This window comes from bacterium (assembly GCA_030647555.1).
Classification (GTDB): Bacteria; Patescibacteriota; Andersenbacteria; order UBA10190; family CAIZMI01; genus CAIZMI01.
On record JAUSJG010000013.1, the window covers coordinates 77,172 to 94,791 of the forward strand.

21 protein-coding genes and 1 tRNA gene are annotated in these 17,620 nt (G+C 43.3%); 18 read left to right on the plus strand and 4 right to left on the minus strand.

From position 1 onward, the window contains the following. Positions 1-112: 112 nt before the first annotated feature. From pyk to Q7S57_03885, 4 genes are all read left to right on the plus strand, one after another. The gene (gene pyk / locus Q7S57_03870; GenBank protein MDO8512385.1) at positions 113-1,540 is read left to right on the plus strand and encodes a pyruvate kinase; all 1,428 of its coding nucleotides are present in this window, start codon (positions 113-115) and stop codon (positions 1,538-1,540) included. Positions 1,541-1,650: 110 nt separating this feature from the next. Further along, on the plus strand, positions 1,651-1,905 hold the full coding sequence (locus Q7S57_03875) for a hypothetical protein (protein ID MDO8512386.1): 255 nt from the start codon (positions 1,651-1,653) through the stop codon (positions 1,903-1,905). Next, the gene (locus Q7S57_03880; protein ID MDO8512387.1) at positions 1,898-2,506 is read left to right on the plus strand and encodes a nucleotidyl transferase AbiEii/AbiGii toxin family protein; all 609 of its coding nucleotides are present in this window, start codon (positions 1,898-1,900) and stop codon (positions 2,504-2,506) included. The genes Q7S57_03875 and Q7S57_03880 overlap by 8 nt, the downstream gene beginning before the upstream one ends. 168 nt (positions 2,507-2,674) lie before the next feature. Next, positions 2,675-2,761, plus strand: a tRNA-Ser gene (locus tag Q7S57_03885). Positions 2,762-3,140: 379 nt separating this feature from the next. Here Q7S57_03885 and Q7S57_03890 read toward each other — a convergent pair. Then, a complete protein-coding gene (locus tag Q7S57_03890; GenBank protein ID MDO8512388.1) occupies positions 3,141-3,350 on the minus strand; it encodes a hypothetical protein in 210 nt (69 codons plus the stop codon). Positions 3,351-3,395: 45 nt separating this feature from the next. Between Q7S57_03890 and Q7S57_03895 the strand changes: the two genes are divergently transcribed. Then, positions 3,396-3,938, plus strand: coding sequence for a hypothetical protein (locus Q7S57_03895; protein ID MDO8512389.1), 543 nt, complete (start codon positions 3,396-3,398; stop codon positions 3,936-3,938). A gap of 39 nt (positions 3,939-3,977) precedes the next feature. Further along, on the plus strand, positions 3,978-4,253 hold the full coding sequence (locus tag Q7S57_03900) for a zinc ribbon domain-containing protein (protein MDO8512390.1): 276 nt from the start codon (positions 3,978-3,980) through the stop codon (positions 4,251-4,253). 261 nt (positions 4,254-4,514) lie between these two features. Here the strand turns inward: Q7S57_03900 and Q7S57_03905 are convergent, their stop codons facing one another. Continuing rightward, positions 4,515-5,486: a hypothetical protein gene (locus tag Q7S57_03905; protein MDO8512391.1), complete on the minus strand. Its 972-nt coding sequence runs from the start codon at positions 5,484-5,486 to the stop codon at positions 4,515-4,517. A 358-nt stretch (positions 5,487-5,844) separates the two neighbouring features. Here Q7S57_03905 and Q7S57_03910 point away from each other — a divergent pair, with 358 nt between their 5' ends. Then, on the plus strand, positions 5,845-6,489 hold the full coding sequence (locus tag Q7S57_03910) for an HAD family phosphatase (GenBank protein MDO8512392.1): 645 nt from the start codon (positions 5,845-5,847) through the stop codon (positions 6,487-6,489). A gap of 705 nt (positions 6,490-7,194) precedes the next feature. Continuing rightward, on the plus strand, positions 7,195-7,761 hold the full coding sequence (locus Q7S57_03915; GenBank protein MDO8512393.1) for a hypothetical protein: 567 nt from the start codon (positions 7,195-7,197) through the stop codon (positions 7,759-7,761). Positions 7,762-7,862: 101 nt separating this feature from the next. Here Q7S57_03915 and Q7S57_03920 read toward each other — a convergent pair whose 3' ends face one another. Continuing rightward, positions 7,863-8,135, minus strand: coding sequence for a hypothetical protein (locus Q7S57_03920; protein ID MDO8512394.1), 273 nt, complete (start codon positions 8,133-8,135; stop codon positions 7,863-7,865). Between the two features lie 186 nt (positions 8,136-8,321). Here Q7S57_03920 and Q7S57_03925 point away from each other — a divergent pair, with 186 nt between their 5' ends. Genes Q7S57_03925 through Q7S57_03935 form a run of 3 tightly spaced genes read left to right on the plus strand, consistent with a single transcriptional unit; the run spans position 8,322 to position 10,217 of the window. After that, positions 8,322-9,137: a hypothetical protein gene (locus Q7S57_03925; GenBank protein MDO8512395.1), complete on the plus strand. Its 816-nt coding sequence runs from the start codon at positions 8,322-8,324 to the stop codon at positions 9,135-9,137. Further along, entirely contained in the window at positions 9,130-9,369 is a 240-nt protein-coding gene (locus tag Q7S57_03930; protein MDO8512396.1) for a hypothetical protein, read from the plus strand. The genes Q7S57_03925 and Q7S57_03930 overlap by 8 nt, the downstream gene beginning before the upstream one ends. Before the next feature lie 26 nt (positions 9,370-9,395). Continuing rightward, on the plus strand, positions 9,396-10,217 hold the full coding sequence (locus tag Q7S57_03935) for a ParB N-terminal domain-containing protein (protein ID MDO8512397.1): 822 nt from the start codon (positions 9,396-9,398) through the stop codon (positions 10,215-10,217). A 175-nt stretch (positions 10,218-10,392) separates the two neighbouring features. Here the strand turns inward: Q7S57_03935 and Q7S57_03940 are convergent, their stop codons facing one another. Beyond that, complete coding sequence (locus Q7S57_03940) at positions 10,393-10,758, minus strand: hypothetical protein (protein ID MDO8512398.1); 366 nt, start codon at positions 10,756-10,758, stop codon at positions 10,393-10,395. Between the two features lie 79 nt (positions 10,759-10,837). On the opposite strand from Q7S57_03940, the gene Q7S57_03945 reads away from it, so the two are divergent. The 7 genes from Q7S57_03945 (at position 10,838) to Q7S57_03975 (ending at position 17,604) form a co-directional block, all read left to right on the plus strand. Further along, positions 10,838-12,049: a hypothetical protein gene (locus tag Q7S57_03945; protein ID MDO8512399.1), complete on the plus strand. Its 1,212-nt coding sequence runs from the start codon at positions 10,838-10,840 to the stop codon at positions 12,047-12,049. Next, positions 12,046-12,330 (plus strand): hypothetical protein, encoded by a 285-nt coding sequence (locus tag Q7S57_03950; GenBank protein ID MDO8512400.1) that lies wholly within the window; start codon positions 12,046-12,048, stop codon positions 12,328-12,330. The genes Q7S57_03945 and Q7S57_03950 overlap by 4 nt, the downstream gene beginning before the upstream one ends. A 95-nt stretch (positions 12,331-12,425) precedes the next feature. Further along, a complete protein-coding gene (locus tag Q7S57_03955) occupies positions 12,426-12,893 on the plus strand; it encodes a hypothetical protein (GenBank protein ID MDO8512401.1) in 468 nt (155 codons plus the stop codon). Further along, positions 12,890-15,349, plus strand: a complete 2,460-nt coding sequence (locus Q7S57_03960) for a type IV secretion system DNA-binding domain-containing protein (GenBank protein MDO8512402.1) — start codon at positions 12,890-12,892, stop codon at positions 15,347-15,349. Before Q7S57_03955 ends, Q7S57_03960 begins: the two co-directional genes overlap by 4 nt. Positions 15,350-15,541: 192 nt before the next feature. After that, the gene (gene pyrH, locus Q7S57_03965; GenBank protein ID MDO8512403.1) at positions 15,542-16,225 is read left to right on the plus strand and encodes a UMP kinase; all 684 of its coding nucleotides are present in this window, start codon (positions 15,542-15,544) and stop codon (positions 16,223-16,225) included. Continuing rightward, the gene (locus tag Q7S57_03970) at positions 16,222-16,752 is read left to right on the plus strand and encodes a hypothetical protein (protein MDO8512404.1); all 531 of its coding nucleotides are present in this window, start codon (positions 16,222-16,224) and stop codon (positions 16,750-16,752) included. The genes pyrH and Q7S57_03970 overlap by 4 nt, the downstream gene beginning before the upstream one ends. A 162-nt stretch (positions 16,753-16,914) precedes the next feature. Next, on the plus strand, positions 16,915-17,604 hold the full coding sequence (locus tag Q7S57_03975) for a hypothetical protein (GenBank protein MDO8512405.1): 690 nt from the start codon (positions 16,915-16,917) through the stop codon (positions 17,602-17,604). Positions 17,605-17,620: the final 16 nt, after the last annotated feature.

Genomic DNA, 17,620 nt, shown 5'->3' on the forward strand with positions numbered 1-17,620 from the left:
ATAATTTAAGAATTGATCATTAATTGATAATTGGTCATTGAAAATTGATAATTTATAAGTTTGGTTGTTCTCCAAGTTTTTCTTATTCATTATTATTTGATAAGCTACCAACATGCTTAAAAGAACCAAGATCGTCTGCACCATCGGGCCGGCGTGCCAGTCGGAAGAAAAATTATCGGCAATGGTAAGAGCCGGCATGAATGTTGCTCGCTTAAATATGTCGCACGGTACGTATGAAAACCACGCGTTGTTGATCCAGAATATTCGGAAAGCCGCCGAAAAGAATGGGGCGATTGTCGCATTGTTGTTGGATTTGCAGGGCCCGAAAATACGCGTTGGAAAATTACCGGACGGTGGCGTGGAGATAAAAAAAGATGCGAAAATTATTTTAACCACCGGTACAGAAAAATATTCCGAAGGAGTAATTCCGGTGCAGTTCAAGAATTTGCACAAAGACGTTAAAGAAGGTGATCGCATCCTATTGGATGACGGAAATTTGGAAGTGGCCGTTGAAAAAGTTGACGGCAGAGAAATTCACTGTCGCATGATTATTGGCGGGAAACTGATTTCTCACAAAGGGATTACCGTCCCCACGGCATCGTTGAGTACTTCCGCCTTGTCTAAAAAAGATAAAGAAGATTTGGTGTTTGGTTTGAAACAAGGCGTGGATTTTGTCGCCATCTCTTTTGTTCGTCGTCCGTCTGACATTCGTGAATTGCGCGGTTTAATCAAAAAAGGATTGCCTGAAGGAATGGCCGTACCTTTGATTATTTCCAAGATTGAAAAACATGAAGCGCTAGTGAATTTGGATGAAATTGTGGCGGAAACCGACGGTATTATGGTGGCGCGCGGGGACCTGGCGTTGGAAACTAAGGCCTCCGAAGTACCAATTTGGCAAAAGAAAATGATTCAAAAGTGTTTGGAAACCGCCAAGCCTGTGATTACGGCGACGCAAATGTTAGATTCAATGACCAACGCGCCCCGTCCAACTCGCGCGGAAATTTCGGATGTGGCCAACGCGGTGATTGATCATACGGATGCCACAATGCTTTCGCAAGAATCGGCAATGGGTAAGTATCCGGTTGAAACCGTTACAACAATGGCTGATATTGCACGCTCGACGGAGGCTTCACCATTAGATGATATGGTAACTTTACCTCCTCTGGATGGCACCGCACCGCCCGTTTTGGCAATGAGCGCGGCCGCCTGTATTATCGCTAAAGAAATTGGCGCTAAGGCGATTTTTGTGATGAGTCGCACCGGGTTCACCGCCCGTTGTGTTTCTCGTCATCGTCCGCTTTTGCCAATTATTGTTGCAACCTCTGAAGCATCTACGAGAAACCAGTTAGCGTTGAGTTGGGGTGTTGATCCCTATTCGATTGAAAAATTCAGCGAAGCCCGTGAAGCCTGGGCGATTTTGGCACCGGAACTGAAGAAAAAATACAAATTCAAAAAAGGCGACCGCATTATCGCTGTTTCCGGTTTAACCTCAAACCGTCACGGCAATTGGGACGAATCGGTACGCGTGTTCGAAGTGTAAATCTAGAAACATTAAGGTCCGACCTCTGCAGAGGTCGGACCTTAATGCGTGCCGTTTTGTTGAGGTTAGCGTTGTCTTTATTTATGCCTTAAATATGCTATAATTCACCTATGACAACGGGTGATTTTGTTCGAAAAAGGAAACATCTTTTTTGGTCTACGAAAAATTATGATGGCCTTTCAAACGGGGCGATTATTGAGGGTGTGTTAAATTACGGCGATATGGATGACGTGCGCGAGCTGTTCAAATTGATAGGAATAAAAGAAGTGGCAAAGATATTTAGAGAACAAACAAATCGTCCGCGTGTCAATTATGATCCAAAAATAATTAATTATTTCTCACTGTATTTCAAAAAATATGCATAAGGAAATTCTTACCGTCGCGCAAATACAATTATTGCCAGTTGTAAAATTGTTTTTGAAAGATTTTGGATTGGTGGGTGGAACGGCAATCGCGTTTCATCTTGGTCATCGAGAATCAATCGATTTTGATTTGTTTATGTTTGATGAATTTTCCAACCCAAAAATAAGAAGAAAAATTTTGCGTCTCGCAAAAATTGATACTGTGTTGCGAGATGAAACAGGCCAATTTACGCTTATCTGCAACGGTGTCAGGTTTACATTCTTTCAGTTTCCCTACAAAATCGATTTTTCAGAATCATTGGATGATGTTGTAAAATTGCCAAATCTGCTAACGCTTGCCGCAATGAAAGCGTTTGCGCTAGGCAGACGCGCCAAATGGAGGGATTACGTTGATCTGTATTTCATCTTAAAAGCGGGGCATACCGTGAAAGAAATCACGGAGAAGGGTAAGGAAGTATTCGGTAACGAATTTAACGAAAAAATATTTCGCACCCAACTCGCATTTTTTGAAGATATCGATTATTCCGAACAGGTAGTTTTCAAAGAAGGTTTTTCCGTGCAAGACGAAACAATTAAAGCGTATTTGGTGGAAGCGAGTCTGTAATAACATGAAAAAGGGCTCCTTAGGCAGTAAGCCGTCCGGATCCCTTCTCATCTGAATATGGTAAGTATACATAAAATAGAAGGATTGTCATTATGTCGCTTATCGAATAGTTTATTGGAATAGATTGTAAAAGCAATGTTCAAGTAGTATAGTCTTTGGACGTAATTTGGAGAGGTGGCTGAGTGGTCGAAAGCGCACGACTCGAAATCGTGTGTACTAGAAATAGTACCGTGGGTTCGAATCCCACCCTCTCCGCACGCATATTTTAAAACGGGATAAAATCCCGTTTTAAAATTGCGAGAGAGGGATCGACACGCCTGCGCGTGTCGTGTTGGGATTCGAACGGCAAGCGATGTCTCGCAAGACCGCTTGCTGGGAGCGGCGGTTGCTGTAGTCCTGCCAGTGGCAGGACGAAAGGTGCCAGCTCGAAACTTGCAAATCATTGCAAGTTTTGAGGCCGAATCCCACCCTCTCCGCATATTAAAAAACAGGGGAAGCCCTGTTTTTTAATATGCGGGCGTTTTTGGACGAAGTTCGAACGTTTTTCGGCGAAAACGCGTGACATCCCCCCAGCAACGAAACGCGACGCGAACGTACGAATGAACTATAACGCGATGCGCTAAGTTGGGAAAGTTTAATGTGAAAACAGATGCAGTCTTGCTTGCAATTTCCTGTTTGGTGGTTTATTCTTAAAGCAGTTCGGACGCATTTCGCCGCCTGCGGTGGCGAAGGTCTGGCCAAAAATTCCGAACCAAAATCCTGAACTTAAAAACTGCCAATGAACCTGATAAAAATATTGGCTCAAACTAAATTTTAATTTTGGGAAAATAAAATTTTTAATCATTTTATTCAGTCGAATAAAATATTTAATAACATAAGTTTCAAAAATATGAATCAAAAAGGTTTTGCAAACATAATTTTGGTCGTAATAATTGTCGTACTTATAGGTGCGGGTGGGTATTTTGCGGTTGTTAAAAAGTCGGCGCCAATAACACAACAAACGCCTACTCCAGCACCAACACAAGCAACTAACACCCAGAAGCCCAGCCCTACACCTACACCTACACCTACACCTACACCTACACCTACACCGAAGCAATCAAATTTGACATTAGATCAAATATTTCAGGAAGTATCATCGCAGTTTGGTCTGACTCGTAGTCAATTGGGCTATTTTAGAATATTCGGCCAAGATAAAGTGCAATACAATACTGGCCCTGGTACCACTTTTGCATATAAGCAAGCGGGTACGTGGCATATAGCTCAAAAAGATGCACAGAGCGTGGCAGACTGCCCTAAACTGAACAATGTACCAGAGCAATACAGACCCGTTTGTTATGATCCTGCAACGGGACAAAATAAATATATGGATAGTCAAAGACAAAGCGTGAACTATCCACCTTCGCAGATGACTTCGTACATTGGTCAGTAGGTATTTTAAAAGAATTTGCCGTTAAAGAAAAACTTGAAATTGTCGCCTCTTTCCAAGAGGCAAAAACTGCCAAATCATTTTCCGTTTGCACAATTCGCTCGATGCGGTGAGTGCGGAAGTATGATTACGGCTCAATATGCGACCAATCGTTTTGGCACAAAATATACTTATTATCGCTGCACCAAAAAGAAATTTGAGGAAAGTTTTAAGGATTTTGGGCAACAGAGAAAAAATTGGGTCGAACCCTTGCGGAGTTTCGTTTTGTCTTTGAGAGAAGTCATTATTTTGGAAAAAGGTGAAAACTATTTCGCATAGAAAGAGTTTTTCCAAAAAATCGACTCTAACCCTGTTCTCACAGACAAAAATCTTTCATCCAATTGGGTTGAACTTTTTGATTTTACGGCGCAGGCCAAGACGAATTTCCTGTCGTCCCGCCCGCCGTCCCCCGCACCGACGGCGGGCTCCACTATTTTTTATACCAACGTTTCTTTGGGTGGACTACCCGATCGGATTTTGCAAACGGTTTTCTGGCGAACTAATTGAGCTTCGGAAAATTATAACGTAGATAAAACTGTTTTATTTTATCAACTTAAATGAGGAAACCATTTTGTTCCATACACTCGTTTTAAGTCGCATGTCCAATGGACTAGCTGCGCCATAAACTGTCCCTCGTAGTTCGTAGTACCTATTATTTGCACCATCATGAAATGTCCCTATTTTGAATATCTCTTGATGAGCATCGGATGCTTTTTTACTATCAAATAAATATAAACTTACACCAACCTTGTCACCCGGAGCATTTACGGCAAAAAGCGGTGGACAAGCGTTACTAACCAAACTTATTCCACACAGTTCAGGTCTTATGGGGTACCCACGTGAACCACCAAAATCATAGGTTGTAACACCGAGAGTTTGGGCAGGCAATGCAAAGTGCCAATCTTTTGGGTAGTCGATCTGAAATCCATATTCATTATTTACATAAGTTTGTAAGTCTTGTGGCAATGGACCAACAAGATCTTTGCATACATCCCGAGGCGACCCAGTCGCATTAATTATCTCACTTGACAGGAGATTGCAAATAGAGGGATCTTTTTTTTCTATAGCAAAATCCTGAATACAATCTTTTTTGCGGTCACTATCATTCATGCCCGAGCATGATTCCGGCCCCTTGTTTTTGCCATTGTAATTATGAACATTAGCGATCGTAACGTGAATATAACATCCGCCAAGCCCTCCTGTACCAAGAGCAGAATCTGGTTTCGTAAAATGATTATTACAAATAGCAAAGTCGCCTAGCTTTGATGCGACATCGTCGATGCAGGTTTCTTTGTCTATCACACCACCACCGCCAAAGATATCAAAGGAAATAAAAGCATGAGGAATGTTTGTTGTTTGTCCAATCATAAGATAGCAAAGTGAGACGCTCCGGGTTGATACAGCAAACCTGTTGATCGAACGGTTCCAATTTCCTAAAGGATTACTGATGTCCAAAAGCACAACAACAACAATTATTACGCCAATAATTTTATATACCTTCCACTTTTTCATGTTGTGTTAATGATACAACATGAAACATCATGTAAACAGTGTATAAGTCTTAGGTTCCAAAAAACCGTTTTGTTGACTCAGAGAGAATCGGCCTCGAAACTCGCAATTGATATTGCGTGTTTCTGGCCACCGGTTCGCGGTCCTGCTGGACACCATCTGTTTTCACATTAAACTTTCCCAACTTAGCGCATCGCGTTATAGTTCATTCGTACGTTCGCGTCGGCGTTTCGTTGTTGGGGGGGGGGCGTCACGCGTTTGCGTCGAAAAACGTTCGAACTTCGTCCAAAAACGCCCGCAGACAGATTTTATTATCGGCAGACCCGAGTAGCCTAGTTCGAAAAGTGCTACAATCTTAAAAATGATTTGTGCAGTTATTTTCGACCTAGACGGAGTCTTGATTGATTCAGAGCCTGTGAATGTTAAGGCTGCGCAGCAGGCCTTTTCCGAGTTTGGTTATACGCTCTCAGATGAGGACGTATTACTTATTCCCGGTCGTCATTCTGACGACTATATTCCTGAAATTGTTAAAAATAACAGCCTTCCAATATTGCCGGTGCAAGTTGTCTCTAGTATCCACGAACACTACCGCGCATTATGGCAGAAGATGGTGGTACTCATGCCTGATACATTAGAAATACTGTCGTCTCTTAAAGAAAAAGGAATTATCTTGGCGCTGGCAACCAGTGCGAGTAGACCTACTGTTGAAATGTTTCTTAATAAGTTTGGTTTTGCTAAATACTTTACGGTAATTATATCGGCGGATGACATTTGTCACCGTAAACCTCATCCCGAGTCCTATCTTGTGGCGTTGGCTAAACTTCATCAGCCATCACATAGTATAATTGTGGTGGAAGATACGGCAATTGGTGTGACCGCCGCCAAGGCAGCCGGCCTACTCTGCGCAGCCATACCAAATAACTTCTCGCGAAATCAAGATTTTTCCCAAGCAGATTATATATACACGTCATTGAATGAAGTGGCCACATTAATTAATGGTCTATAAAAAAACCTCGGACACATTACTGTGCGCGAGGCAATAAAGAACTGGAAAAAGGAACAATGGCGACTAGCAGTCAATCGGTGCTTTTTCCAGACGTCGGAAGTAGTCAGTATTTACTGTTCCATGATCCGTATCCTCTCGGCATCTTTTACAGATGGATAGATGGGATTCAACCTTTTCGATCGTTTCCATGGAGAGCCTCTCTTGGTGAAAACAGTAATTGTCCATGACTGGCACGCTGGGATGCATATTGACATCTTCGCTCTTCGACAGCTGAATGCTTTTCGGTGTGTGCGCGATTCGTTGCTTACGTTCTTTCTGTTTTTGTATCGAACGTTGCATGTTACGCATCTCCTTAATGATGGTTATAGTTTCTTGTCGAGTGTGTGCTGTAATCCCACTATAGGTTCTCTAACCCATTAGTCAACGGGGGTAGGCTGGGGTCATACGTAAATTGTCTCCAGACAATTTACGTATGACCCGTGCCGTGCCTGTTACAGAAGATTGTTTGCCGGTGGAATTAGATTTCTATTTTGCGATCCAAGATAAATACAAAGCATTTGAATTTGAAAAATATCTAAAATCTGGATCTGGAAGAGCTTTTGTAAGTAAACATCTATCTTAATAAAAATAGCAGAAATACTTAGCGCCGAGGTATTCCGCAGTTGACTTTGTGTTTATAAGTAAGATTGCTTGTATAATAAAAAAATGAATTTACAAATTATTTTTGCAATCGCTTCTTCCTTGGTGGGTATAGCCTGTTTTATTCCTTACATAAGAGATGTCTTTCGAGGCACAACGAAGCCTCATGCGTATAGTTGGTTGGTTTGGACTATTCTACAAACGATAGGTGTTGTTGCCATGTTTAGTGGTGGTGCTGGTATCGGAGTATTATCTCTTGCTGTTGGTGCATTATTTTGTGGGTTTATATTTTTGCTTTCTTTCAAATATGGAACTCACAATATAAAAACTTTTGATAAAATTTGTTTAGTTAGTGCATTGGTTGCCATATTTATATACTTGTTTCTTCACAACGCACTTCTCTCGGTTGTAGTTGTAACTCTAACTGATTTTATTGGTTTTCTACCAACAATTAGAAAGGCTTATGAAGAACCGAAAACTGAAACCGCATCAAATTACGGGTTAAGTTCAGCTTCTAGTGCTCTGGCTCTTTTTGCACTCACAAGTTTCAATCTAACCACATCCCTATACTTAATAACTGTTGTGATAACAAATGGCATATGCGCAGCTATAATATTAGTTCGTAGAAAATAGTTTTCGCCCCGAGTGCCTCAACCTGCTTCTCAAAACATCTCCAAAAAAGCCCAATGGTTCCCAAAATTCATGGGTACTTAACCCGAGTGGCTCGCCAAGTTTCACATCCGCCCGAAACGACCAAAAGCGGAGCGTCGCAAAACGACGCAGAATGATATTTCGCCGCGATTCGCCACGCGGATTGGGGGGAAAACGACAACGACCGCTCGGCGATGCGGAAGTTCGCCCGCCACATCGGCGGGCGCCCGCTGCGCTAGCGGGCGAATTCCACTCCCTCCGCTCTTTTTCAGAAAATCCCGTCCCGCGACGGGATTTTCGTGTGGAGCGTATTTTTTTGTCGGTTTGATTAATAGTGAGAGAGTTTTAGGTTTCACTACTAGTTTTTCACAGAATGCTTTATTTAGGGCTGGGTGTTGCACTTCGGGCTAGAATGTGCCTACACCCTACCCGTGTGGACAGAAAAATATAGTTGATGTAATGTATTGCCGTGTGAGGGAATGCGTTATTCCCCTTGTTTGAACTGTCACAACTTAAATCAAGAGTTAGAAAGGAGGAGACATGTGGCCGAACAATCAGTAGGAACAGTAGTAGAGCCCTTGGTAGTGTTTCGTGGAACTTTTCAGGAGTGCGTTCAGCATCTTGGGAAGTGCTATCGGGCGCAACTATCCAAGAGTTCGCATAAATCAACGGAAGCTCGTGCTTCGATTGGAAGATTCTGTCAGGTTACTGATTCCACCGTGGTTCGTTGGGTCAAGGACTCTTCAAATCTTCCGTGTGGCGAGACGCGAATACGGCTGATGTGCTATCTGGATTTGATTGGTTTTCGTGTTTCCGAACTGGAGGGGCTCAAAACAAGAAAGGGTTTTGCGGAGCTTATTGGGTATGGTCTTCTGACGCCACAAGACGCGGCGGAGATTATTGGCTATTCCAATGAACAACATTTGATTCGCGTTTTGAGACCGGCGGAAGGAATTTCAGAGGAAAAAGGAAGGAGGATTTTCGACGCATGGAAAGCAAGAAGGAATGAACTAGAGGAAAGAAAGGAGAAAAGTAGAATTGAGTATCCTGCGGGTTTTCCTTTAACCACGGAAAAGGTGGTAACGGAAGGAGACGTAGAAGTTGTTCCACAGGAAAAAGTTCCACGTTTGCGTATCCCCGACCATACAGACATCGGTTTTCATCAGGCGACGAGGAGTCTTATTTTTGCGCTGGCGAAACTGCTTCAACAGCCGCAAATCAAAGAACTTTCACCCGATGAAGCGAAAAGTTTGTATCTTCAGTATCGAGGAACGATTCAGGACCTTTCTTGTGGATTGTGCGCTCTCTCATCCAAACTGATTGAAAAAGAAGAGGAGGTGGAGGGTAATGATGAGTAGCGCATCAGCGAGTCGCCAAGTGGTGACTGAAAAAGTTGTCCTCAACGGCAAACACGGACCATACGCAGTGGGACGTGATGAAAAGTTGGGAGTAATAACTTTCTCGCTTGAACCACCGGTCTGGCAAGAGAGTGAGTATCCTGAAAAAGGGACGATAGTTGAAGTTTCCGACATTCAGAAGAAGAAAGCCGGGTGGCGCGCCAAGTCGGCGCGTTATGTTCGTCCGGTATAGCAACCCTAGCAACAAGGAAAAGAGAAATGAGTAAGAAGTTCGAAAGCACAGTTGAGTTAGATCTTTTGTTGGTTGACGCGGACCTCTTTGTTCGCACGGCGCTCAACGAAGATTGGGTGGTAACACTTGCCGATCTGGTGCAAGCGGGAACTGAATTGCCCCCAATCGTTGTTGTGTCGGTTGGTGAACGTTTTCGAGTCGTTGACGGTCGGCATCGCAAGGCCGCCTATGAGCTGTGTGGTAAGGATAAGATTTTGGTGCAGTTGACCGAGGTTCCTGGTGGTGAAATCGGACTGATTTCCGCTTCCTACAAAGCCAATGTCGGTGGTTCTTTGCCACCCACAAAGGATGACACGGAACATACGATCGAAGCTTTGTTGGATGCCGGGGCAACCAAAAAGAACATTGGTCAGTTGCTCAACCTTCCTGCGTCTTTGGCTCGGAAGTATGTCGACAGTGTCGAGAACCGGATCAAGCGCAGGCGGGTCAATAAGGCGGCGCTTGCCGTTGCAACGGAATCGTTGACGATTCCACAGGCGGCGCAAATCCACAACATCGATGTCGACGATCTGAAAACGCGTTTGGGTGTCAAGCCTGGACGGAAGAAGAAGATAATCGACTTTGCTAGTGATGGGTTGGTGCAATGCCGGAAGCGGCATCGCGGTCTATCCTCTTCACGAGGAAGGTTCCTGGCCGAACTTGTTAAGCTGGTGAGTGATGGTGAGGTGGTGCCTCAAAGGGCAATTGACATCTTTGATGATTTGCAGAAACAGGTCAAAGGGGATTTACGGCTCATCGAAGATTGGAGAAAACGCCTGAACGTTCGCGTGAACGGTGAAGCGACGTGACGTGAAACTGGATTTTTTCAGTGACTCGGAACCATCGGTTCCGAGTTTTTTATTTTTGATTCGCATTTTGTGCGAATCAAAAATAACCCCGCGGCTTGTCCTTCGTAGCTCCGCCAGCTGGCGGAAGCGAAGAATGGGAGCCTTGGCGAAGTGGGATGTTTTCTTTGATATTTTCCTACGCCGCGGTTTTGTGTTCCGTTTCCGGTCTTGGTGCTTCCTCTTCCGGTTTTTTGAATGGCAGAATTTCCGGTTGTTCTTTTGGTTCTTCTCCTGTTTTCCAGCGCTGGTTTACATACGCTTTCATCTGATCCGGGCCCTGCAGATAGGCGGTCATGAATACCGGCGCTTCTGATTCACGGATGCGATATTCTTCCAGGTAACGGCGAAAAGTGGCGCGTTCACGATCATCCGCGAATGCTTTTTCGTGTACGGCGAAAAAATCGCGTAGCCATTCTGTGCTCTCGGGCACCGCTTTTTCTTCATTACTGTTTTCTAATGCCCAATCGGTCATATTTCCTTCGCCTTTGTATGTTTCAGTCATACTTAAAACATATACCTGTTTTGCGTGGTCAACAATGTCATTGTGTGTAATTGGTATCAGTTTGTGATATTATTTATATATGCCAAAAGAAACTACTCCAGTCGCAGGTAAGCCGGTAGAGAAAAAACCGCCAACCCTTAAGGATATTGTGGACGACAAAGACCTTGGTCGAGGCTTTAATGTCTGGTTAGAAACGCAAGGGAAACCTGAATTAGCCACAAAACTGGTAAATAAAGGCGAATTATTAGCGGGCGATCTTGATTCACTCGCTACGGCGAGGGAGCAATTTCAAAAAAGACGCACTGAGGCAGAGGAAATTAAAACCGGCCTGGGAACCAAAGAGGCGCTCGCAGGGTTTATAAAAGTGGCGCCAAAAGAATTGGGTCGGCTTGCGGAATTGACTGGTGAAGAAGGGTTACGGGAGGCAATGGCCGCAACGGTTGAAAAAATTGCATTGGCACCGGGTAGTAATCATGAAGAATTTTATATGGTGTATACAAAATGGGTTGAGGTTCAAAAAAATAATGCCGAGGCGCAAAAGGCTGCAGCTGAATTATTGAAAGATTCTCACTTGTCACAAAATGAGGCGCTACAAGTAATGATGGTTGTCGATCCAACGCTTAAAAAGAAGGAGATTGAACGATTACTGGAGGCAAAAGGTGAAGGTCCAAAAGAGGAGACCGGGTTTTGGCTTTGGAAGGGTAAAAAATGGTCTAAGGAACAACAGGAATTAATTGAAATGAATGCTGCCAAGTTTTCTGATGTTGCTGTCCCAGGAGAAACGAAATCCGGGCTTGATAAATTTACAGATGTTGCCGCGTTGGCTGTTGAAGTTGAAGCTGCAGAAAAATCAACGGCTATAAAATTGGGTGAGTTTTGTTCAACCAGTGGTTCAAATGAAATAGGAAAAGTTATCATGGGTGAAAAACTTGTTGTAGGAAAGGCGATGGGTTTCAAGGAAATGAAAGATGAAGTGGCAAAATTGAAAAACACGGAACCAATGAGAGAAGAATTTTATAAATCAGCCACTGCTTCTTTTGCGGATTTTGTTATTGAAGAAAACTTTGATTTGAATAACCCAGCCATGCTTGTGTCTGCTAGGGAAGGATTCTTCGAGACATTTGCCAAACAACAAAAGGAAAAGGCCATAAAGGATCGTGGTGGTGTGTGGGCCGCAGTATACAAAGCGTTGATTGAGCCTATTGTTGATGAATTTCTTAAAGACCTGGAAGGAAATTCGAAAATTGATGTGCCTAATAAGCGTTTACTTCCTAAAAAGAAACCCAAATGAGTACTATTTTAGAGCAACTCTCCGATATTGTTGTAACCGGTGAAGAAACTACTGCACGGACTTTTATCATTGAGCACATTAACGAGTTTCCGGTTGATATGAAGAACGAGCTCATCTTCGCTTTTTTGCAAGAGGCTGTTGAAATGGACACGGCGATCAAGGAAATTCAAAATCGGGCGATCGGCGAAGGAGTGGAGGCACTTAAAGAAGTTCGAAAAGTTAAGAGCAAAATATTGGATAAAAAAAGAATCTTTGAAATATTGGGGAAAATAAATAAATAAAAGTCGCAAGAGAACGCATTTACGTGTTTTTAGTGTTGAATTGGAAATATGGAATGTCGGTTGTTTAACTGTCGCAAAAGCAGCATAATGTGGGTATGGTTGAATTAATTAAGAAAGAAAATCCCGAAGGCAGTTTGGTTTTTGAAAACCCTGAAAAGGCGAAGCAATTTGCCGAGCGCGTTAAAGAAAATCTGGAAAACAAGAATGAGGCTGAATCCGGCCTGGAAGGAAAAAACGAGCTGACGGAAAAACGGATCAAAGACGCGATTCGCGAAGAATTGGAAAGTGAAACTAGTGGTGCGGGTCCGGTGGCTTCCGTGGAAGGAAAAGGCGAGTGGCAATACAGCGCGGAAGATCGCGCCGGTGTCCAACAGTATATAAACATCGCTTTCGCTACAACTGTTCAAAAAGCGGTGGAGAAAATTATGTTGGAAATAATTATGATGGCGGGTGGCAAGGTCGACAAGGCCGCCATGTATCGCAAACTTGATTTGTTTCACGACACGCTCACCGATCATCTTTATCAAGACATGACGGCCAGAAAAATGTTGCCATCGGGATGATCCAGTTGCTTGTTCTTTTCTTGTTGCTGATTATCGTAGGCATAGTTGCTTATCTGGTTTTGCGATACATGCAGGAGGAACGGTTGCTTTCTTCTTTACATTTGATTTTACTGGAAGTAACGGTGCCGAAAGATTTGCCCCAACAAGAAAAAGATCGGGAAGGAACGGTGCAGGAGCAAATTATGCGCGGTTCGCAGTTTCTGGCCAGTTTGGCGGGACTGCGTGAAGAAAATTTCATTAAGAATATTATTTTTGGTAAACCGACATGGGGTTTTGAAATTGTCGCGCATCCGAATGGTGAAATTATCTTTTTTGTGTCGGTGCCTAGGCGTTACGAAGAATTTATGGAAAAACAGATTCTGGCGTTTTATCCCCGTGCCGATGTCAAACGCGTGGCGGATTATACGATTTTTGAAGAAGGGGACACCGTGGAGGGTGGAATTGTAAAACAGCACCACAAAAAATATTTGCCGTTAAAAACATTTGAAGACTTACCGTCCGATCCGATGCAGGGTATTACGCAAGCGCTTTCTAAAATGGAGAAAGGTGACGGAGGTGCGGTGCAATTTATTGTGCGTCCGGCATCCGCGCGAATCCGCGCCAAAGGGCGCAGGATTACGCGTAATGTTGCTTTGGGTAAGGAAAAAACGGTTCGTCATAGAAGTTCCGTTTTCGGCGAAGCGGCACGCGGTTTGGGTCGTACGGTGAATAATTCGTTGATGAAAAACAGTCAACAAAATCAAAGGCAAGACGATAAGGAAGACAAGTGGCTTCCGCAAATGTCTCCCGCCGAACAAGAGAGGTTAGAGCGAGTAGATAAAAAAACCGGCGAATATCAATTTGAAGTGACAATGCGTATGATAGTGTCGTGCAAAACCAAAGAGGCGGCGGAAGCGCACTTTATGGTACTGAAAGAATCTTTGACGCAATTTGGTGATCCCTCATTAAATGAGTTGAGTACGCATCGGCAAACGAAACGCGGTTTTTTCCGTGATTATATTTTTCGGACATTCAAACGGTCACAGTGCATGGTTTTGTCGTTGACGGAGCTTTTGTCACTTTTTCATTTTCCGTTATCTACCACCGAAACACCCAATATTCGTTGGCGCACCTCAAGAAGTGTAGCGGCGCCGGCTAATTTGCCCCAAAACGGTATTTTGCTTGGGTATAATGACTACCGAGGAATAAAGACTCCCATTCGGCTCCAGAGAGAGGACAGGCGTCGTCATATGTATATGATCGGACAAACCGGAACCGGCAAAACGACGCTCTTTAAAAACATGATTATGCAGGATATTCGTAATGGCGAAGGAGTTGGCGTGGTTGATCCGCACGGTCAACTGATTGAGGATATTCTTTTGCAGATTCCCCGCGAGCGAGCCGAAGACGTAATCATTTTTGATCCGCGTGATACAGAAAGGCCTTTAGGTTTGAATATGTTGGAGGCGCGCAATCCGGCCCAACGCGATTTGGTGGTTTCCGAATTGATTATGATTATTGAAAAACTGGCCACGCGAATGAACCCGGAATCGATCGGTCCGATGTTTGAACACTATTTAAGAAATGCTCTACTTACATTAGTAGAGGATCCCGATTCAACGATGATTGATATTTCTCGTCTTTTTACCGATAAAGTTTTTCGCGACTGGTTGGTGGCAAAAGTAAAAAATCCGATAGTGCGAGAGTTTTGGGAAAAAGAATACGCCCAATCGTTGAAGGGTCAACAATCGGCCGATATGTTGTCTTATGTTATCAGTAAACTGGGGCGTTTTATTGGTAACGAAGTAATTCGCAATATTATTGGTCAGCCGAAGAGTTCTTTTGATCTGCGTGAGATAATGGATAACAAAAAAATCTTACTCGTCAATTTGTCGAAGGGTTCGTTGGGCGATATCAATGCCGATCTACTTGGGTTTATCTTGGTCAGTAAGTTACAAATCACGGCTTTATCGCGCACGGACATTCCGGAAAATGAACGCAAAGACTTTTATCTTTATCTCGATGAGTTTCAGAATTTCACCACTGACACGGTAGGGACAATTTTGAGCGAAGCGCGTAAATATCGGTTGGATTTGAATTTGACCCACCAATTTATTGCACAGCTTTCGGATGAAATTCGGGAAGCCGTCTTTGGTAACGTCGGTACGGTAATTTCTTATCGTGTCGGTGTGGAAGATTCGGAGTTAATGGCCAAACAACTCGCGCCTGTTTTTGACGAGTACGATTTAATCAATGTTCCTAACTACAATTGTTTCACGCGCTTACTGGCTAAAAACCAACCGCAACGGCCGTTCTCGATGAAAGCATCACCACCGCCACCGGGTGGTGATGAAGAACTGCGTAGTAGTTTGTATGAATTATCCCGTCTCAAATACGGCCGTCCAAAACAGGAAGTGGAGGAAAGAATACTAGAGAGATTGAAGGTGGGAGGAAACGCTAGTGTGTCTAGGAGTTAATAATATATTTTGATCACCATCAGCTATAGAGGGGTTAAAATTATCAATTATCAATTCCCAATTTTCAATGAATTATCAATTATTTAATTATCAAAACGACGTCGTTGTTTGAAAATTGGAGTTTGAACATTAATTGAAAATTGGTCATTGAAAATTGATAATTATATTGTAAAATCTGCTATACTTCTCCCAATGACCAAAGACTATATCATCGCCGTTGGGGGATCGATTATTTGCCCGGACAAGGTTAATACGGAGTATCTTAAGGCATTACACGCCTTTATTCGGGGAGAAATAAGGGAAGGAAAGCGGTTTATTTTGGTGGTGGGCGGTGGGGCACCGGCGCGTCAGTTTCAAAAAGCGGCTGCCGAAGTGGTGGAAGTACCGGATGAAGATAAAGATTGGCTTGGTATTCATGCCACTAGATTAAATGCGCATCTCCTGCGGACGGTTTTTCGTGAAGAAGCAAACCCCGTGATTTTTGAAGCGCGCGGGAAAATTACGAAATTCGGCAGTTATCCTTTAATAATCGGTGCGGGTTGGCGTCCGGGATGGTCGACAGATTTTGTGACGGTGCAAATTGCGGTTGATTTTCATAATTCGCAAGCAATTATTTTGGGAAAACCGGATTACGTGTATGACAAAGATAATCAATTTTATTCTGATGCCAAACCGATTTCGCGAATGACCTGGGAGGAATACATAAAATTAATTCCGGAGAAATGGTCGCCGGGCATTCATGCCCCTGTGGATCCGGTGGCGGCGCAACTTGCCCAAAAAGAAAAACTGCGCGTGATCGTGGCGGGTGGCAAGGATTTACAGAATGTAAAAAACATTTTGGACGGGAAAGAATTTAAAGGAACAACGATCGAATGATTACTCCGGAAGAATTTAAGAAGCTGATTGATTTTGCTTACGAAGCGCATGAGTTAAATATCAACGATCACGGATGGACTACAAGACAACGGGGCATGGTGCCTTTTGTTGTTCATCCCATTTGGTGTGCACTGATGCTTCTTAATGACTTAAGCCTTCCAAAAGAACAACGTGAATTGGGTTTTCATGTGTTGCTTTTACATGATGTGGTGGAGGATACAACTTTGCCATTGCCACAAGATTTGTCGGAAGAAGTTGTGCGGTTGGTCGGTGAGATGACGTATAAAAATTTTGACGAAGAAAAGACGCTGGTTCCGTACAAATCAACGTTTATTCAATTTCTCAAAGTGATTGATAAGGTGGCAACGATTTATGATAATTTCGGCGACGACAACATAATGAAACCTGAACGAAAAAAAGAATGGCGACAATATACGGAGCTATTGCTAAAAAATACTGAAGCCGATTTTGGTCATACCCAAAGTTATAAAGTAGCAAAGCTTATAGTGGAAAATTGTGGCTGGTGAGGACGGGAATAGCTAAATGGCTCGGTTTTTTGTATGCTTATCGTGTTGTGCTGAAGATTGAAAGAGGAAAAGCGTTACCCTCCTTTCGTTAAAGGAGGGCGAGGGTGGATTATGTGGTGTAAATTGAGAAGTTTAATATAAGGTTGCGTTGAATAAAAAACCATGAAAAAAGAGGAAAAACAAAAAAAAGTCTATCGATTATACGATGAACAAGAGAGTCATCCAAAGTTGTCGTACTTTCAAATATTTCTTCGTGCGAGCGTTATTTTTGTTTTTGTCTTTATTATGTTGTGTACGGTTTTTGTGTCCGCGGCAATATTGCCGATAAAAGTTGTGGTGTTGAGTATTCCACGGGGTGGTTCAATTAGCATTGCTATGCCGTTAGCAAAAAAGAATAACACAAAACAAATCGAAATCTGTCGGGGGTTAATAAAACGAACATGTACGGTATTGGCAAAGAATGTGCTTGGAGTAAAAAAAATAGTTAAGATTCCTGTAACTTACATATTGGGGGATGCGAATATAAAGATATCGGTTACAAGTATTAATTCGGGGAAAACATCATATACCCTCTTGAGTAATAAAAAGGTGAAGATTGTGACAGCCAAGACCTCTGGCGGAAGTGGTGGCGGTGGAGGAGGAAGCAGCGGAGGCGGAGGCGGTGGAAGCAGTTCCGGCGGTTCCGGTTCTTCAGAAAGTATAATTACATTAATTAATGGTGGTGTTTCAACACCAACACCAATCCCAACACCGGTAAGTACTCCCTCTTCCAGCGGGACAATAATTCGTGCCACTCCTACACCCACGCCACCGTTATATAACACCAAACTTCCGGTATTGATCAATCACTAACACCGATATACGCTCA

Coding starts and splice junctions, on each gene's coding strand:
- Q7S57_03915 (MDO8512393.1), top strand. CDS start 7,195: ATGAATTTACAAATTATTTTTGCAATCGCTTCTTCCTTGGTGGGTATA.
- Q7S57_03960 (MDO8512402.1), top strand. CDS start 12,890: ATGATCCAGTTGCTTGTTCTTTTCTTGTTGCTGATTATCGTAGGCATA.
- Q7S57_03890 (MDO8512388.1), bottom strand. CDS start 3,350: ATGATTAAAAATTTTATTTTCCCAAAATTAAAATTTAGTTTGAGCCAA.
- pyk (MDO8512385.1), top strand. CDS start 113: ATGCTTAAAAGAACCAAGATCGTCTGCACCATCGGGCCGGCGTGCCAG.
- Q7S57_03940 (MDO8512398.1), bottom strand. CDS start 10,758: ATGACTGAAACATACAAAGGCGAAGGAAATATGACCGATTGGGCATTA.
- Q7S57_03930 (MDO8512396.1), top strand. CDS start 9,130: ATGAGTAGCGCATCAGCGAGTCGCCAAGTGGTGACTGAAAAAGTTGTC.
- Q7S57_03875 (MDO8512386.1), top strand. CDS start 1,651: ATGACAACGGGTGATTTTGTTCGAAAAAGGAAACATCTTTTTTGGTCT.
- Q7S57_03880 (MDO8512387.1), top strand. CDS start 1,898: ATGCATAAGGAAATTCTTACCGTCGCGCAAATACAATTATTGCCAGTT.
- Q7S57_03935 (MDO8512397.1), top strand. CDS start 9,396: ATGAGTAAGAAGTTCGAAAGCACAGTTGAGTTAGATCTTTTGTTGGTT.
- Q7S57_03905 (MDO8512391.1), bottom strand. CDS start 5,486: ATGAAAAAGTGGAAGGTATATAAAATTATTGGCGTAATAATTGTTGTT.
- Q7S57_03975 (MDO8512405.1), top strand. CDS start 16,915: ATGAAAAAAGAGGAAAAACAAAAAAAAGTCTATCGATTATACGATGAA.
- pyrH (MDO8512403.1), top strand. CDS start 15,542: ATGACCAAAGACTATATCATCGCCGTTGGGGGATCGATTATTTGCCCG.
- Q7S57_03945 (MDO8512399.1), top strand. CDS start 10,838: ATGCCAAAAGAAACTACTCCAGTCGCAGGTAAGCCGGTAGAGAAAAAA.
- Q7S57_03955 (MDO8512401.1), top strand. CDS start 12,426: ATGGTTGAATTAATTAAGAAAGAAAATCCCGAAGGCAGTTTGGTTTTT.
- Q7S57_03970 (MDO8512404.1), top strand. CDS start 16,222: ATGATTACTCCGGAAGAATTTAAGAAGCTGATTGATTTTGCTTACGAA.
- Q7S57_03910 (MDO8512392.1), top strand. CDS start 5,845: ATGATTTGTGCAGTTATTTTCGACCTAGACGGAGTCTTGATTGATTCA.
- Q7S57_03950 (MDO8512400.1), top strand. CDS start 12,046: ATGAGTACTATTTTAGAGCAACTCTCCGATATTGTTGTAACCGGTGAA.
- Q7S57_03895 (MDO8512389.1), top strand. CDS start 3,396: ATGAATCAAAAAGGTTTTGCAAACATAATTTTGGTCGTAATAATTGTC.